The organism is Nocardiopsis lambiniae (genome assembly GCF_031845465.1).
GTDB classification, from domain to species: Bacteria; Actinomycetota; Actinomycetes; order Streptosporangiales; family Streptosporangiaceae; genus Nocardiopsis; species Nocardiopsis lambiniae.
In genome coordinates this window covers 100,386-115,290 of record NZ_JAVREP010000012.1, presented here as the reverse complement: position 1 = coordinate 115,290, position 14,905 = coordinate 100,386, and the positions used below count along the sequence as shown (strand labels likewise).

Annotated in this window: 15 protein-coding genes; 6 read left to right on the top strand and 9 right to left on the bottom strand. The window is 70.7% G+C overall.

Translation table 11 applies throughout. The features are described 5' to 3' along the window. The first annotated feature begins 348 nt into the window (after window positions 1–348). The gene (locus tag RM479_RS18475; protein ID WP_311512969.1) at window positions 349–2,625 is read left to right on the top strand and encodes a hypothetical protein; all 2,277 of its coding nucleotides are present in this window, start codon (window positions 349–351) and stop codon (window positions 2,623–2,625) included. Window positions 2,626–2,737: 112 nt separating this feature from the next. Then, the gene (locus RM479_RS18470; protein ID WP_311512968.1) at window positions 2,738–3,499 is read left to right on the top strand and encodes a DUF2470 domain-containing protein; all 762 of its coding nucleotides are present in this window, start codon (window positions 2,738–2,740) and stop codon (window positions 3,497–3,499) included. Between the two features lie 478 nt (window positions 3,500–3,977). Here the strand turns inward: RM479_RS18470 and RM479_RS18465 are convergent, their stop codons facing one another. The 8 genes from RM479_RS18465 to RM479_RS18430 are packed head-to-tail and all read right to left on the bottom strand — an operon-like array spanning window position 3,978 to window position 10,659. Then, window positions 3,978–4,349, bottom strand: coding sequence for a metal-sulfur cluster assembly factor (locus RM479_RS18465; RefSeq protein ID WP_311512967.1), 372 nt, complete (start codon window positions 4,347–4,349; stop codon window positions 3,978–3,980). Window positions 4,350–4,353: 4 nt separating this feature from the next. After that, the gene (gene sufU / locus RM479_RS18460) at window positions 4,354–4,827 is read right to left on the bottom strand and encodes a Fe-S cluster assembly sulfur transfer protein SufU (protein ID WP_311512966.1); all 474 of its coding nucleotides are present in this window, start codon (window positions 4,825–4,827) and stop codon (window positions 4,354–4,356) included. Window positions 4,828–4,882: 55 nt separating this feature from the next. Beyond that, window positions 4,883–6,184: a cysteine desulfurase gene (locus RM479_RS18455; protein WP_311512965.1), complete on the bottom strand. Its 1,302-nt coding sequence runs from the start codon at window positions 6,182–6,184 to the stop codon at window positions 4,883–4,885. Window positions 6,185–6,187: 3 nt separating this feature from the next. Further along, window positions 6,188–6,949, bottom strand: coding sequence for a Fe-S cluster assembly ATPase SufC (gene sufC, locus RM479_RS18450; RefSeq protein ID WP_311512964.1), 762 nt, complete (start codon window positions 6,947–6,949; stop codon window positions 6,188–6,190). Window positions 6,950–6,957: 8 nt separating this feature from the next. Continuing rightward, a complete protein-coding gene (locus RM479_RS18445) occupies window positions 6,958–7,293 on the bottom strand; it encodes a non-heme iron oxygenase ferredoxin subunit (RefSeq protein ID WP_274811456.1) in 336 nt (111 codons plus the stop codon). Continuing rightward, entirely contained in the window at window positions 7,286–8,446 is a 1,161-nt protein-coding gene (sufD, locus tag RM479_RS18440; protein ID WP_311512963.1) for a Fe-S cluster assembly protein SufD, read from the bottom strand. Before sufD ends, RM479_RS18445 begins: the two co-directional genes overlap by 8 nt. 1 nt (window position 8,447) lies before the next feature. Next, complete coding sequence (sufB, locus tag RM479_RS18435; RefSeq protein ID WP_311512962.1) at window positions 8,448–9,860, bottom strand: Fe-S cluster assembly protein SufB; 1,413 nt, start codon at window positions 9,858–9,860, stop codon at window positions 8,448–8,450. 28 nt (window positions 9,861–9,888) lie between these two features. Next, window positions 9,889–10,659 carry a helix-turn-helix transcriptional regulator gene (locus RM479_RS18430; protein ID WP_311512961.1) on the bottom strand — a complete coding sequence of 257 codons (771 nt, stop codon included), beginning with the start codon at window positions 10,657–10,659 and terminating at the stop codon, window positions 9,889–9,891. A gap of 309 nt (window positions 10,660–10,968) precedes the next feature. Here RM479_RS18430 and RM479_RS18425 point away from each other — a divergent pair, with 309 nt between their 5' ends. The 3 genes from RM479_RS18425 (at window position 10,969) to RM479_RS18415 (ending at window position 13,679) form a co-directional block, all read left to right on the top strand. Beyond that, complete coding sequence (locus RM479_RS18425) at window positions 10,969–11,913, top strand: ABC transporter ATP-binding protein (protein ID WP_311512960.1); 945 nt, start codon at window positions 10,969–10,971, stop codon at window positions 11,911–11,913. Then, a complete protein-coding gene (locus RM479_RS18420; protein WP_311512959.1) occupies window positions 11,910–12,743 on the top strand; it encodes an ABC transporter permease in 834 nt (277 codons plus the stop codon). The genes RM479_RS18425 and RM479_RS18420 overlap by 4 nt, the downstream gene beginning before the upstream one ends. A 138-nt stretch (window positions 12,744–12,881) precedes the next feature. After that, the gene (locus RM479_RS18415; RefSeq protein ID WP_311512958.1) at window positions 12,882–13,679 is read left to right on the top strand and encodes an inositol monophosphatase family protein; all 798 of its coding nucleotides are present in this window, start codon (window positions 12,882–12,884) and stop codon (window positions 13,677–13,679) included. Window positions 13,680–13,689: 10 nt separating this feature from the next. Here RM479_RS18415 and RM479_RS18410 read toward each other — a convergent pair whose 3' ends face one another. After that, complete coding sequence (locus RM479_RS18410; RefSeq protein WP_311512957.1) at window positions 13,690–14,391, bottom strand: RICIN domain-containing protein; 702 nt, start codon at window positions 14,389–14,391, stop codon at window positions 13,690–13,692. A gap of 131 nt (window positions 14,392–14,522) precedes the next feature. Between RM479_RS18410 and RM479_RS18405 the strand changes: the two genes are divergently transcribed. Next, window positions 14,523–14,900: a hypothetical protein gene (locus tag RM479_RS18405; protein WP_311512956.1), complete on the top strand. Its 378-nt coding sequence runs from the start codon at window positions 14,523–14,525 to the stop codon at window positions 14,898–14,900. The last annotated feature ends 5 nt before the right edge of the window (window positions 14,901–14,905 follow it).

Sequence of the window (14,905 nt, the reverse complement as noted above, 5' to 3'; positions counted from 1 at the left end):
AAAACGGAAAAGCCGAATACATCTTATGAGGTAGATCACACCACAATGTGCTTCCACGTGGCGAAAGTCCCGAGGAAAGGTGACCGGTGCACCGCGGGCGGGAGGTCCTCCGCGCGGAGCGGGACGGCCCGGGGCTACCCATGTGGCGTCAAGGGACGTACGATCTCCGGAAGTGCTCACGGCACCTCTGTCCCCCGGCCCGCCGTGCCCACCCGTGGCACCCCGGCCTTCTTCCGGTCCGGGCTCCCCCGCGGGTGAAGGGCGCGTACTGTGGTGCATCGAACCGAAGGCCCGTGCGGTTCCTCCCCAATTCACGTGCAGACACCAGGAGGTCGAGGTCCCCAGCGGATGAACGCCGTCTCTCCGATCTGCCTCGTCGACCTCGCGCCCGCGCTGCGGTGGTCGAAGTCGCCGGATGTGGCACCCCTGCTCCACCATGACCGGCTGATCGACGGCTGGTGGCACTCGCTGCCGGTCGCCCGGGTCCTGGAGATCGCCGGACCACCCTGGTTGGCGCACGGGATCGCGCGTCTGGCCGTGGAGCAGTGGGGACACGTCCCCCTGGGCGAGTTCCTGCCGAACCTGCGCGCCCAGGTCGTGGAATGCGCCGACCTGGCCGAACCGGTGCGCAGCGCCGTGGCGTCCACCGCGGGGGACTGGGAACGCCTGATCTCCAGTCCGCCCCAGGAGATCGGTGAGTGGCCGTTGGGCGACTGCCGTCTCATGGACGTGGTGAGCACCGTGGCCTGGCGGGCCCTGCGCCCCTGCGGGGAACTGCCCGGCGGCCCCACCCCCTCCCCCGCGTTGATGTTGGAGGCGGTGCGCACCATCGCGCACTGGCTGCCCGACTCCGCGCCCGAACACGTGCACAACGCCCTGGACTACCTCACCAACGCCACCGGCGCCGAGCACGACGTGGCCTTCGAGGGGGTCGGAAGCGATGCGACGCCGCCGCAGACCCCGGCCACCCGGGCCATCCGCACCCTCCGGGCTTTGCGCGCCCAGCGCGCCGGGGAACAGGACGAACCCGCCGCCCTCGCGGTGAACGGGCACGAGGCACCGCCGGCGATCGCCATGGTCAGTTCCGCGGCGATGATCCCGGGTTCGGAACTCGGCGCCGAGGCCCCCGGCCCGGCGACCGGAGTGGGCGACCTGCGCTCGCAGTTCCGCAGTTCGCTGCTGGGCCCGGGACGTACCCTGCGCAGACCCAGCTTCGGACCTCCCAAGCACCGCACCGAGCCGGAGGAACGGCCCCCGGCACCCGCCCTGGGCGAGCATCCCCTGGTGGACATGGTCGAGGAGATGTTCCGTTCCTGGCCCGAGTTGGAGCGCACGGTGGCCGCCGAACGACTGTTCGCCACCGACCCCATCAGCATCCGGGTGCTCTCCGAACAGATCGCGGTCGACGTCACCGAGATCCGCGGTGCCCAGCGCAAGGTCGAGGAACGCCTGCTGCGGTGGCTCAACTCGCCCGAGGGCGCGCCCATCACCAAGCACCTGCGGGACCTGTCGGAGCAACTGGGTTCGGCGACCACGATCGATCGGTTGATCAACGCCCACCCCGACCACCCGGTGGACGTGCCGACCCTGAACACGCCCCTGTGGCGGGTGGTCATCACCCTGTTCACCGACCGCCGTATGCACAACGGTTGGCTCATCGCCGACGACCCGGGCCGGCTGCGGTGGCAGACCCGTGAGCTGTTGGGGGACGGCCCCGGCCTGACCGAGGCGGGCATCCGCCTGGGCCGGATCGGCATCCGGCAACAGGAACTGCGCGCCTGGCTGCTCAGCACACCCGGGGTGAGCCTTCGGGACGGACAGGTGATCGTCGACCCGACCGTGCCGCTGGAGGCGCCCGGCGGGCACCCCGGGCACACCACCCCGGAGGACTCGGGGGCCACCACGGAGAACGGCCTGCCGATCCGCCGTCGCCCCGACGGCTCGGTGGTGGAAGCCGCCGAGCAGCGACCCGCCGCCCCCGGCGCGCCCTTCCCGACGGAGCCGGACGTCCACCGGATGCCTCAGGCCCCGGCCCCGATCGCGGCGCCGCCCCTGGCGCCCCCCGGCGCCGCGGGGCGGTCGTTGCCCGGCGACCCGGCCATGGCGGCCCGCTGTTTCCGGGCCCCCGACGGCCGTTGGTGGCACCGCATCGACATCACCGCCGACCACCTCAACGGCGCCCCGGTGGCCGTGCCCCCGGGGTACGCCGCGCACCTGGGCCTCCAGCCCGGCCGTCTGCTGTGCCTGACCGCGCCCGGCGCGGACCTGCTGGTCCTGGTCTGGCGCGACCAGCCCGCGTTCGACTCCCTGCGGCCGTTGCTGCGCCGGCAGGCGGCCCAGCCCGGCGACCGCGTCTTCATCACGGTGTCCGGGGACCGGCTGGACGCCCGCAAACTGCCCGCGACCGATCTCAGCAACTACTCGCCGACCGCGCGGGCTCTGCACCTGAGCGGGTACACCGCCCCGGCCTCCACCGAGGAGGCGCTGAAGATCCTGTCCCGCCGGATCACCGACAGCGACGAGCGGGCCCCCACCGATCCGCCGTCACTGGTCGAACTGCTCACCCGACGCGGTGACAACGACATCGCGGGAGAGTTGCGCGCCGGCCTGTTCGCCGCGCACTGAACCCACGGAGAGCAGGCTCCGGGCCCCGGCCCGGGGCCTGTTTTTTTACCCTCCGGGGCTTTCCCTCCACCTCACCGTTCTTGTAGGTTAGCCTTACCTAATAACAGTTGAGGTGGTTCCCCTGCACACTTCCCGACACCTGGCCCCCTCGCCCGCCGAGCGCGCCCGCGCGGTCCTGGCCCGACCCAACCCCGCCACCGTCACGACCCAGGGCGGCACCCTCCACCTCGTCGACCCGGCCTGCCACGTGCACCGCGGAGGCACGGTGAGCCTGCTGCTCCCCGACCGCCATCACCTGCTGGACGAGATGGCCCGGGGGCGCACCGCGGCCACCGTGGAGTTCACGGACACCGGCGCCGTCGCCCTGCGCGACCCCACGCGCTCCCTGCTGTGGATCAGCGGCACCCTCACCGCCCTGGACGAGGCGACGGCGCGCATGCGCGCCCTGCGACTGATCCGCGACGACCCCGACGAGCGCCTGCTCGACATCGGCCACGGCCGCACCATGGTCGTCCTGGAGCCCTACCTGGTGGTGCACTCCGACACCGAGGGCTGTCACCTGCTCGGCACCGACGAGTTCGTCCGGGCCCTGCCGGACCCGCTGGGCCGGTGGGAGGGCCCCTGGCTGCGTCACCTGGAGGAGGACCACCCGGACCTGCTCATGGCCTTGGCCGGGGCCTGCCCCGCCCCGGTCCCCCTGTCCCGGCCGCGCCCCCTGGGGGTGGACCGCTACGGCATGACCCTGCGTTTCGAGGCCCCCGACGGCGACCACGACGTCCGGCTGTCCTTCAGCCGACCCGTCGAGTCCCCCGAGGAGGTGGCGATGGAGGTCCACGCGCTGGCCGGGCTCACCGACGCCTGCGGTCCCTTCTGAACCGTGTCCCCGAACCTCCGCCGCCCTCCTGCCCACCCTCGCCCGCCACCACGCACTGAGAGCGGCCTACACGGCCCCCTCACGCCCGGAGAGCGGGAACGGGCGGAAGGGGAGGCACGGCGGTCGCCGCACCCCCTCGGCGGCCTCCTGCGGCCCCGACGCGCCCGCCTGCCACCGGCCCGGCCCTGGAACCGGCCGGGCCGACCTCCTCCGTGTCGGCCGGATCGGCCTACCTCGCCCTGGTCGGCCGGTTCGGCGGATGCGTGCCGTGGCACAGCGGCAGGGGCACGATCGGCGTGGCACGGGCCGGGCAGATCCCGCTCGCCCCGGTGTGCGCGGCCCTCCTGCCGGGCGGGCGCACGGACCCGTTCGCCCGGCCCCCCGGCCTCGTGGTCCCGGGGCTCATCGCCCGGGTACGCCGACACGGCGACGGGCCGGGCCCCGTAAGGGTGCCCGGCCCGTCGCCGTCGAACGACCTCTACACGTTGAAGCCCAGCATGCGCAGCTGGTCACGACCGTCGTCGGTGATCTTGTCCGGGCCCCACGGCGGCATCCAGACCCAGTTGATCTTGACCTCGCGCTCGAACTCGTCCAGCGCGCTCACGGCCTGGTCCTCGATCACGTCGGTGAGAGGGCAGGCGGCACTGGTCAGGGTCATGTCCAGGGTGATCACCGCGTCGTCGGCGTTCACCCCGTACAGCAGTCCCAGGTCGACGACGTTGACGCCGAGTTCGGGGTCGATGACGTCCTTGAGCGCCTCGGCGATCTCCCCGACGAGCGCCTCGGCCTCGGGGGACAGGGGGACCTCGGCCGGCGCGGCCTCGGTCGTGGTGGTCTCGTTCTCGCTCATCGGGTCAAACGCCTTCCTTCTCCAGGGACTGCGATACCGCGTCCTTCCACGCCATCCATCCGAGGAGGGCGCACTTGATCCGGGCCGGGTACTTGGACACCCCGGAGAACGCCACCGCGTCCTCCAGGACCTCCTCGTCGGGTTCGCCCTTGCCCTTGGAGTGCATCAGCTCGGTGAATGCCTCCAGGGTCCGCATCCCCTCGGCCACCGTGCGTCCGATCAGCAGGTCGGTCAGCACCGAGGTGCTGGCCTGGCTGATCGAACAGCCCATGCCCTCGTAGGAGACGTCGCTGACGACCGCGCGGTCGTCGAGCGGGCTCCCCTCCGCCGAGGTCAGCGCCACGCGGAGCGTCACCTCGTCCCCACAGGTGGGGTTGATGTGGTGGGCCTCGGCGTTGTGCGGCTCCCGCAGCCCCTTGTGGTGCGGGTTCCGGTAGTGGTCCAGGATGATCTCCTGGTACATCGCGTCCAGCTGCATGTCAGGGTGTTCCTCGTTCCGGGGTCGCGTCGTGTCGGGGTTCGGGTGCGCGGCCCTAACCCCGGGTTCCGAAGAACTCCTGCGCGACCTTGACGGCCGACACGAGCGCGTCCACGTCCTCCGTGGTGTTGTAGAGGTAGAACGACGCCCGGGTGGACGCGATGACGCCCAACTTGCGGTGCAGGGGCCAGGCGCAGTGGTGACCCACCCGGACCTCCACCCCACGGTCGTCGAGCACCTGCCCGAGGTCGTGCGGGTGGATGCCCTCCACCTCGAAGGACACCGCGCCGCCGCGGTCGACGGCCTCGGCGGGGCCGATGATCCGCAGCCCCTCGACGGCGCCCAGCTCCTTGAGCGCGTACTCCACCAGCGTGTGCTCGTGGTCGGCGATCCGGTCCATGCCCACGGCCGACAGGTAGTCGCAGGCCGCGGCCAGGGCGACCGCCTGTGGGGCCATCGGCACACCGGCCTCGAACCGCTGCGGCGGCTCGGCCCACGTGGAGTACTCCATGTGGACGACGCCGATCATGGACCCGCCGGTGATGAACGGCGGCATGGCCTCCAGCAGCTCCCGGCGCCCCCAGAGGACGCCGATGCCGTTGGGACCGAGCATCTTGTGACCGGAGAAGGCCAGGAAGTCCACGCCCAGCGCCACCACGTCCACCGGCATGTGCGGCACCGACTGACAGGCGTCCAGCACCGTCAGGGCACCGACCTCTCGGGCCCGGGCGACGATGTCGGCCACCGGGTTGACGGTGCCCAGCACGTTGGACTGGTGGGCGAAGGCGACCACCTTGGTGCGCTCGTTGACCAGTTCGTCGATGTCCGAGAGGTCCAGCCGGCCCTGGGCCGTCACCGGGAACCACCGCAGGGTGGCCCCGGTGCGACGGCACAGTTCCTGCCAGGGCACCAGGTTGGCGTGGTGCTCCATCTCGGTCACGACGATCTCGTCGCCGGGCCCCACCTGGAAGCGCCGCAGCCCCTCGTCGGCCGTGGCGGCGTTGCCCATCGCGTAGGACACGAGGTTGATCGCCTCGGTGGCGTTCTTGGTGAACACCACCTCGCCGACGTCGCCCCCGATGAACCGGGCGATGGTCTCACGCGCCGCCTCGTAGGCGTCGGTCGCCTCCTCCGCGAGCTGGTGCGCGCCACGGTGCACCGCCGCGTTGTGGCGTTCGTAGAACTCACGCTCGGCGTCCAGCACCTGACGGGGCTTTTGCGAGGTGGCCCCGGAATCGAGGTACACCAGCGGGCGCCCGTCACGGACGGTCCGGGAGAGGATCGGGAAATCCTCCCGGATCGCCGCGACGTCGAGCGGGCCGGAACCGGCCCCACCGAACTCGCGGACCGTGGTCATGGGTTACGCGCCCGCCTTCACGAAACGCTCGTAGCCCTCGGACTCCAGCGTGTCGGCGAGTTCGGGGCCGCCGGACTCGGCGATGCGCCCGTGCGCGAAGACGTGCACGAAGTCGGGCTTCACGTAGTTGAGGATCCGGGTGTAGTGCGTGATGAGCATGACGCCCAGCTCGTTGTTCTCCTTGGCGCGGTTGACGCCCTCGGAGACGACCTTCAGCGCGTCGACGTCCAGGCCGGAGTCGGTCTCGTCCAGGATCGCGATCTTCGGCTTGAGCAGCTCCAGCTGGAGGATCTCGTGGCGCTTCTTCTCACCGCCGGAGAAACCCTCGTTGACGCCGCGGGCGGCGAACGCCGAGTCGATGGACAGGTCCTTCATCGCGCCCTGGAGTTCCTTGGAGAACTGGCGGAGCTTGGGCGCCTCGCCGCGCACCGCGGTCACGGAGCTGCGCAGGAAGTTGGACATGGACACGCCGGGGACCTCGACCGGGTACTGCATGGCCAGGAACACGCCGGCGCGAGCGCGCTCGTCGACGCTCATGTCGAGGAGGTTCTCACCGTCGAGGAGGACCTCGCCCTCGGTGATCTCGTAGCGCGGGTGACCGGCGATGGCGTAGGCCAGGGTGGACTTGCCGGAGCCGTTGGGGCCCATGATGGCGTGGGTCTCACCGGAGTTGATGGTGAGGTCGACGCCCTTGAGGATCTCGCTGCGCTCGTCCTCACCGATGAGGACGTCGGCACGCAGACCGCGGATTTCGAACTTCGTCATTTCAGGCCTCAGGAATTCTTCTCATCCAGCGAAACGAGCACGTCGTCGCCGTCGATCTTCACGTCATAGGTGGGGACCGGTCGAGTGGCGGGCGGGTTGATCGGCGCGCCCGAACGCAGGTCGAAGCACGAACCGTGCAGCCAGCACTCGATGGTGCCGTCCTCGACCTCGCCCTCGGACAGTCGGACCTCCGCGTGCGAGCACACGTCCCGCAGCGCGAAGACCTCGCCCTCGCTCCGGACCAGTGCGATGGGCGTCTCGTCGTCGGTCTCGATCCCGAGGACCCCCTCCTCGGGGATCTCGGCGAGCTCGGCGACCTTCACCCAGCGACCGGTGTCACTCATGTGCGGCCAGCTTCCGCTCGACCTTGACCATGATCTCCTCGGCGAGTTCCTCGACCGGGATGCGGCCGATGAGCTCCAGGAAGTAGCCGCGGATGACGAGGCGGCGGGCCTCCTCCTCCGGGATACCGCGCGAGCGCAGGTAGAACAGGTGGATGTCGTCGAGACGACCGCTGGCGGCGGCGTGGCCGGCACCCTCCACCTCACCGGTGAAGATCTCCAGGTTCGGCACCGAGTCCACGCGGGTGTCGTCGGTGAGCTGGAGGTTGCGGTTGTGCTCGTAGGAGTCCGTCCCGGTGGTGCCCACGCCGATGATGACGTCGCCGATCCACACACCGTGGGCACCCTTGCCGCTCAACGCGCCCTTGTACTCCACCCGCGAGCGGGTGTTGGAGACGTTGTGGTCGATGAGCGAGCGGTGCTCGTGGTGCTGGCCGTCGCCGGTGAAGTACAGGCCGTGGAGTTCGGCGTTGCCGCCGCGCCCCTTGTAGGCCACCTTCGGGGAGAGACGGACCAGGTCGCCGCCGAGCGTGACGACGATCGACTTGAACGTGGCGTCCTTGTCGATCTGGGCGTTGTGCTGGGTGACGTCGACGGCGTCGCGGTCCCAGTCCTGGAGGCTGACCAGGGTCAGACGGGCGCCCTCGCCGACGTGGACGTCGACGCTGCCGGCGCGCACACCGGTACCGGTCTGTTTGAGGATGACGATCGCCTCGGCCAGCGGCTGGACCTCGATGACGAACTGGTCGTAGCGGGTGCCGCCCTGGGCCCGGCGGTGGATCGTGATCGGACGTTCCAGGGCGGTGCCCCGGGCGACGGTGACCACGGTGGCCTGCTCGAAGGACGAGTAGGCCTGGGCGATGACGCGGTCGGCCGGGGTACCGGCCGTGCCCAGACGGGCGTCGTCGCGGCCGACGGTCTCGACGGTGACGCCCTCGGGGGCGTCGATGTCGAGTTCGTCGGTGCCGTCGGCGACGACGCTACCGTCGTGCAGGCCCTTGAGGCGGCGCAGCGGGGTGAACCGCCACTCCTCCTCACGGCCGTTGGGGACGGGGAAGTCGTTCACGTCGAAGGACCCGTGGGTCGCGAGCTTGGAGAACGGGATGTCCCCGAGGCCATGGCTGTGGGCCTTGGGTTCGATGCTCGGGCCGGTCAACTTAACCAACCGCTCCTTCCATCTGAAGCTCGATCAGCCGGTTCAGTTCCAGCGCGTACTCCATGGGCAGCTCGCGCGCGATGGGCTCGACGAACCCTCGCACGATCATCGCCATGGCCTCGTCCTCGTTCATGCCCCGGCTCATCAGGTAGAAGAGCTGGTCCTCGCTGACCTTGGAGACGGTCGCCTCGTGCGCGAGTTCGGCGTCGTCCTCGCGCAGGTCGTTGTAGGGGTAGGTGTCCGAGCGGCTGATGGTGTCGATCAGCAGCGCGTCGCACTTGACGGAGGACTTGGCGTTGTGGGCGCCCTCCTGCACCTGCACCAGGCCCCGGTAGGAGGCGCGGCCACCGCCGCGGGCCACCGACTTGGAGATGATGGTGGAGGAGGTGTTGGGCGCGCAGTGCACCATCTTGGAACCGGTGTCCTGGTGCTGGCCCTCGCCGGCGAAGGCGATGGACAGGGTCTCGCCCTTGGCGTGCTCGCCCATCAGGTAGACGGCCGGGTACTTCATGGTCACCTGGGAACCGATGTTGCCGTCGACCCACTCCATGGTGGCGCCCTCTTCGGCGACGGCGCGCTTGGTGACCAGGTTGAAGACGTTGTTCGACCAGTTCTGGATGGTCGTGTAACGGCAGCGGGCGTTCTTCTTGACGATGATCTCGACGACCGCGGAGTGCAGCGAGTCCGACTTGTAGATCGGCGCGGTGCAGCCCTCGACGTAGTGGACGTAGGCGCCCTCGTCGACGATGATCAGCGTGCGCTCGAACTGGCCCATGTTCTCGGTGTTGATCCGGAAGTAGGCCTGGAGCGGGATCTCCACGTGCACGTTCTTGGGAACGTAGATGAAGGACCCGCCGCTCCACACGGCGGTGTTGAGCGCGGCGAACTTGTTGTCGCCGGCCGGGATGACCGTGCCGAAGTACTCCTGGAACAGCTCCGGGTGCTCCTTGAGCGCGGTGTCGGTGTCCAGGAAGATGACGCCCTGCTCCTCCAGGTCCTCACGGATCTGGTGGTAGACGACCTCGGACTCGTACTGCGCGGCGACACCGGCGACCAGGCGCTGCTTCTCCGCCTCGGGGATGCCCAGCCTGTCGTAGGTGTTCTTGATGTCCTCGGGCAGTTCCTCCCAGGAGGTGGCCTGCTTCTCCGTGGACCGCACGAAGTACTTGATGTTGTCGAAGTCGATCTTGGACAGGTCCGCACCCCAGTGGGGCATGGGCTTCTTGTCGAAGAGCTTCAGCGACTTGAGACGGAGCTTCGTCATCCACTCCGCCTCGTCCTTCTTGGCGGAGATGTCGCGGACGACCTCTTCGTTCAGACCGCGGCGGGCCGATGAACCGGCCTGGTCCGAGTCGGCCCAGCCGTACTCATAGTTGCCGATCCCTTCGAGTTCGGGATGCGCGATAGACGTCATGCGCGGACTCCTCCTGGACTCAGACGTCCTAGTGGTGTTGCAATCCTCCGCCCGCCGTGCGGCGGGCGCTGGTGGTCGCGGGGGCGTGGCCGTCCCCGCCCGCCCCCTCACCCCGAGGGGTGACGTGCGTGGTGCACACACCATCGCCGTGGGCGATGGTGGCCAACCTGCGCACCGGGGTGCCCAGAAGCCGTGAGAAGGCCTCGATCTCGGCCTCGCAGAGTTGCGGGAACTCGGCTGCCACGTGGGCGACAGGACAATGGTGCTGGCACAACTGGTCGCCGCCTCCGGGGGCCGGTGCCCGGCCGGCGGTGGCGGCGTAGCCGTCGTTGGACAGGGCCTCGGCCAGCAGCCGGACGCGGTGTTCGGGTGGAACGGCGTCGAGCATCGGCTTGTAGCGCCTCTCCAGGTCGGCGACCTGACTGCGGGCGAACTCCCCGACCGCGTCGGGGCCGGCGGCCTCAGCGAGGAAGCGGAGCGCGCTGGTGGCGAGGTCGTCGTAGGCGTGGACGAAGGCGTCGCGACCGGCCTCGGTGATGGCGAACACGCGCGCGGGACGACCCCTGCCGCGTCGGCCACCCGGGGGTCGGGCGTCGCGGGCCTCGATCATGCCCTCGCCGGTCAGGTTGTCGAGATGGCGGCGGATCGCCGCCGGAGTCAGACCGAGCCGCTCCCCCAACGCGGAGGCGGTGATCGGACCCTGCTCCAGAATGAGCCGGGCGACACGGGCACGGGTACCGGTCTCGGCACCGCGCTCCGGTCCGGTCAGGGGCCGGGGTACGTTGATGGCGTCGGGCACGACGTTCCCCTCCCCCTTCGGACTGCGGCTCCTGGTTTAGACAACATCAGTGTGGCGTAAATAAGTCCACCGTGGCAAACCCGCATTCATGCCTTTCGTCACGAAGGTCAGGCTTGCCTAACAGGGAGTTCATCGCACCGAAACCCGGAGGGGAAAAACGCAGGTCACCCGGGGACACATCGTTCGTCTCGCGTACCGAGAAGCGAATCCCACGATGCGGACGAACCGGAACGCGCCCGAACGACCCCCGGCCCCGGTGCCCGCAGGGCGGTGGAACGCCCCGCGTGAGCGCACGTAAACTCAGGAGCCATGGACACAGCCGCGGTCGAGGTCGTCGATCTGGTCAAGCGCTACGGCGCCACCACCGCCGTATCCGGCCTCACCTTCCGGGCACGCCGGGGCGCGGTGACCGCGCTCCTCGGCCCCAACGGCGCGGGCAAGACCAGCACCATCGAGATCTGCGAGGGCTTCCGCCGCGCCGACGGCGGGCGGGTGCGGGTCCTGGGGATGGACCCGGTCACCGACGCCGGCGCCCTCAAGCCCAGGGTCGGGGTCATGCCCCAGTCCGGTGGCGTCCCCACCGGCGCGCGCGCCGCCGAATGGCTGCGTCTGATGGCCTCCTTCCACTCCTCCCCCGTCCCTCCCGACCTCTTGTTGGAGCGGCTGGGGCTGACCTCGGTGGGACGCACCCCGTTCCGTCGTCTGTCCGGCGGCCAACAGCAGCGCCTGTCGCTGGCCTGTGCCGTGATCGGCCGCCCCGAGCTGGTCTTCCTCGACGAACCCACCGCCGGCCTGGACCCCCAGGCCCGGATCGCCACCTGGGACCTGGTCTCGGAACTGCGCGAGGCCGGCGTCGCCGTCATCCTCACCACCCACCACATGGAGGAGGCCGAACGGCTGGCCGACCACGTGGTCATCATCGACCGGGGCGAGGTCGTGGCCGAGGGCACCCCCGCGGAGCTGGCGGGCGGTCGCCGTGAGGTGTGCTTCTCCACCGCCTCCCCCATCGACACCGACACCCTGCGCGCCGCCCTGCCCGCCGGCAGCCGGATCTCCTCCGCCCACGGGGTCGGGGGGCGACGCGAGTACGTCATCGGCACCGACGACCCCGCGGCGCTGGGCCCGGGCTTCCTGGCCACGGTGACCGCCTGGTGCGCGTCCGCCGACGTCCTGGCCGAGGACCTGCGGGTGCGACGGCGTACCCTCGAAGACGTCTTCCTCGAACTCACCGGCCGGGAACTGCGGGAATCATGACCGAGCACACCTCCAGCACCACCGCACCCGCCCCGAGCGGCGCGCGCCCGGCGGGCGGGCCCTCCCTTTTCGCGCCCGCGCCCGGAGCCGCGCCGATGTGGCGGATGGTCGGCGCGCAGGCCGGCATGGAGCTCCGGGTCATGCTGCGCCACGGCGAGCAGTTCCTGTTGACCATGGTCATCCCGGTGCTGCTGCTGGTCGGCTTCAGCCTCACCTCCGTCCTGGACGTCGGCGAGGGCTCCCGGGTCGACGCGCTCACCCCGGGGGTGCTGGCGTTGGCGATCATGTCCACGTCGTTCACCGGGCTGGCCATCGGTACCGGTTTCGAGCGGCGTTACGGGGTGCTCAAGCGGCTGGGGGCCACCCCCCTGTCCCGGTTCGGCCTGCTCGCCGCCAAGACACTGGCGGTGCTGGGCGTCCAGACCATCCAGATCGCGGTGCTGTGCGCCGTGGCGCTGGGCCTGGGGTGGAACCCGACCCTGAGCCTCGGCGGCGTGGCGGCGGCGATCGCCCTGGTGCTGCTGGCGACCGCCGCGTTCAGCTCGCTGGCCCTGTTGATGGCGGGGACGCTGCGGGCCGAGGCCACGCTGGCCGCGGCCAACCTGGTCTACATCCTGCTCCTGGGGCTGGGCGGGGTGCTCTTCCCGATCACCGCGTTCCCGTCGGCCTTGGCGACGGTGGCCTCGGCACTGCCGATCACCGCGCTGAGTTCGGGTCTGCGGGCGTTGCTGACGGACGGTTCCCCTCCCTCCCTGGGCGCGTTCGCCGTCCTGACGGTGTGGGCCCTCGTCTGCGGGGTCCTCGCCGCCCGCCTCTTCCGCTGGGAGTGAGGGCGGGCGCCGCACGGGCGGACACCGGGGGAACCGCTCGCGCGGGTGCGGCGGCGGTCCGGTGTCGGTCCGGGTACGGGAGTGGAACACGGACCCGGGCCGACGGGCGTGTCGGGGCGGAGTCCTAGGATGGCGGTCATGATCGACATGGACGCGGTGACCGGCATCCTGCGCGACGCGGCCCGGGAGGTCATCCTGCCCCGCGCCCGCTCCCTGGCCGAGGGCGAGGTCATGGAGAAGTCCCCCGGCGAACTGGTCACCGTCGTCGATCGGGAGGCCGAGGAGGTCATCACGGCCCGGCTGCGCGAGCTGATGGACGTGCCCGTGGTGGGCGAGGAGGCCGCCTCCGCCGATCCCTCGCTGCTGGAGGCGGTGCGCACCGAGCCCGTGGTGTGGTTGGTCGACCCGTTGGACGGGACGCGCAACTTCGTCGAGGGTCGGCGGGAGTACGGCGTGATGGCCGCCCTGGTGCGCGGCGGCGAGACCGTCGCGGCGTGGATCGTGCAACCCGAGTGGGACCGCTCCTACGTCGCCGAACGCGGATCGGGCGCCTGGCGCGACGGGGTGCGGCTGCGCCGGGAGGCGGCGCCGACCGACCCCGGGGAGATGCGCGGCGCGGTGATGAGCCGGTTCATGGCCCCGGAGATCAGGGAGCGCGCCGAGGCGGCGTTCCCCCGGTTCGCGGAGATCGGCGGGGGCACGCACTGCTGCGCCGTCGACTACCCGATGCTGTGCGAGGGCTCGCGGGACTTCCTGCTGTTCAACAGGACCCTGCCATGGGACCACGCCCCCGGCGCGCTGTTGCTGAGCGAACTGGGCGGGGTCGCCCGGCGCCCGAACGGGTCGGCCTACCGGCCCGACGACGACGCGCTGGGGCTGCTGGGCGCCGCCGACGAGACCTGCTGGAAGACGGTCCACGGGCTGCTGCTCGCCTGACCGTCACGGCTCAACCGAGGGGGATCAGGCGCCACTGCTGGAAGGCGTGCCCGCCGTCGGCGGCCTGGACGACCGCGGTCCCGTTGTCGGGGGCTCCGCCCTGGCCCTCCAGGGCGTTTCCGGTGGCCCGGTTGATCAGGCGGATCACACCGCCGCCGACGTCGACGACGGTCCAGTGCTGGTTGGCGGCCCCGGTGGGAGTCAGCAGGGTGGCCGTGGGCGGCTCGTCCGCGACGTTGGAGACTTCGAGGACCTTGCCGCTGCCGATGCCCTCGATCTCGTAGAAGCCATCGTCGAGGGGAACGAAGCGCCACTGCTGGTTGCCCTGGTCGTGACGGTCCCACAGGTGGACGGGAGCGCCGTTGTGGGTGGCGGCCTGGGCGACGTCCATGACCCGGTCACCGTGCACGTTCTGGAGGACGTAGACGACCTCGGGGTCGATACCGGCCGGGTGGGTCGGTTCCTCGGAGGCCTCCGGGGAGGGTTCGGGTTCGTCCTCCGGCGCGTCCGGGGGTTCGACGAGGACGCCCGAGACGGTGATCACTCCGCCGCCCGTGTCGGCCTCGGCCTGGTCGGCGACGAACAGTCCGCCGATGTAACCGGTGATGGCGGCCACCAGGATCAGGGCGACGGCACCGGCGAGAACCGGCCATTGGGGGACGTACCGTTCCGTTGCGGGCTGGGGGGCGGCGCGGCGGCGGGATCGGGACATGGGGCAGGGCTCTCCCGTGTTCTACGGAGTTCGGTCCAACACCGAAGCATGTCATACCGTTTTGCACTGTTCGCGCACATTCTCTCGGGCACAAGGGCGGCGACGGCGGTGCGCTCGATAGAGTGCCGCCCGTGGAAGCCCTCGGAGTTCCCTGGTTCATGGCCGTGCGCCTGCTCGGTCCCCCCGTGTTCCTGTTCGTCGTGGGCGGCGCCCTGGTGCTGTGGCGACGCCCGGCCCGTTCGGGCGTGATCTGGGCGGCGTTGGCGGTCAACCTGACGGCCGCCGCCCTGCCGTTCCTGTGGATCGGGGCGCAGATCCTGACCGATCAGGCGGAGCGGACCGTGTACGGACTGGTCATGACCCTGCTGCAACCGTCCGTCGTCCTGGTGGCCTGGTCCCTGATGCTGTGGGCGGCGGTGTCGGCGCCCGCGTCGGACCGAAGGACGAAGGCGGGCGGCGGCGGAAGGACGACCACGGAAGCGGAGCGTGCGCCCGAAAACATAGGATGAATGAC

What these genes read in the sequence shown, in the direction of transcription:
- RM479_RS18475 (WP_311512969.1), top strand. Translation starts at nt 349, where the DNA reads ATGAACGCCGTCTCTCCGATCTGCCTCGTCGACCTCGCGCCCGCGCTG.
- RM479_RS18465 (WP_311512967.1), bottom strand. Translation starts at nt 4,349, where the DNA reads ATGAGCGAGAACGAGACCACCACGACCGAGGCCGCGCCGGCCGAGGTC.
- sufU (WP_311512966.1), bottom strand. Translation starts at nt 4,827, where the DNA reads ATGCAGCTGGACGCGATGTACCAGGAGATCATCCTGGACCACTACCGG.
- RM479_RS18455 (WP_311512965.1), bottom strand. Translation starts at nt 6,184, where the DNA reads ATGACCACGGTCCGCGAGTTCGGTGGGGCCGGTTCCGGCCCGCTCGAC.
- sufC (WP_311512964.1), bottom strand. Translation starts at nt 6,949, where the DNA reads ATGACGAAGTTCGAAATCCGCGGTCTGCGTGCCGACGTCCTCATCGGT.
- RM479_RS18445 (WP_274811456.1), bottom strand. Translation starts at nt 7,293, where the DNA reads ATGAGTGACACCGGTCGCTGGGTGAAGGTCGCCGAGCTCGCCGAGATC.
- sufB (WP_311512962.1), bottom strand. Translation starts at nt 9,860, where the DNA reads ATGACGTCTATCGCGCATCCCGAACTCGAAGGGATCGGCAACTATGAG.
- RM479_RS18425 (WP_311512960.1), top strand. Translation starts at nt 10,969, where the DNA reads ATGGACACAGCCGCGGTCGAGGTCGTCGATCTGGTCAAGCGCTACGGC.
- RM479_RS18420 (WP_311512959.1), top strand. Translation starts at nt 11,910, where the DNA reads ATGACCGAGCACACCTCCAGCACCACCGCACCCGCCCCGAGCGGCGCG.
- RM479_RS18415 (WP_311512958.1), top strand. Translation starts at nt 12,882, where the DNA reads ATGATCGACATGGACGCGGTGACCGGCATCCTGCGCGACGCGGCCCGG.
- RM479_RS18410 (WP_311512957.1), bottom strand. Translation starts at nt 14,391, where the DNA reads ATGTCCCGATCCCGCCGCCGCGCCGCCCCCCAGCCCGCAACGGAACGG.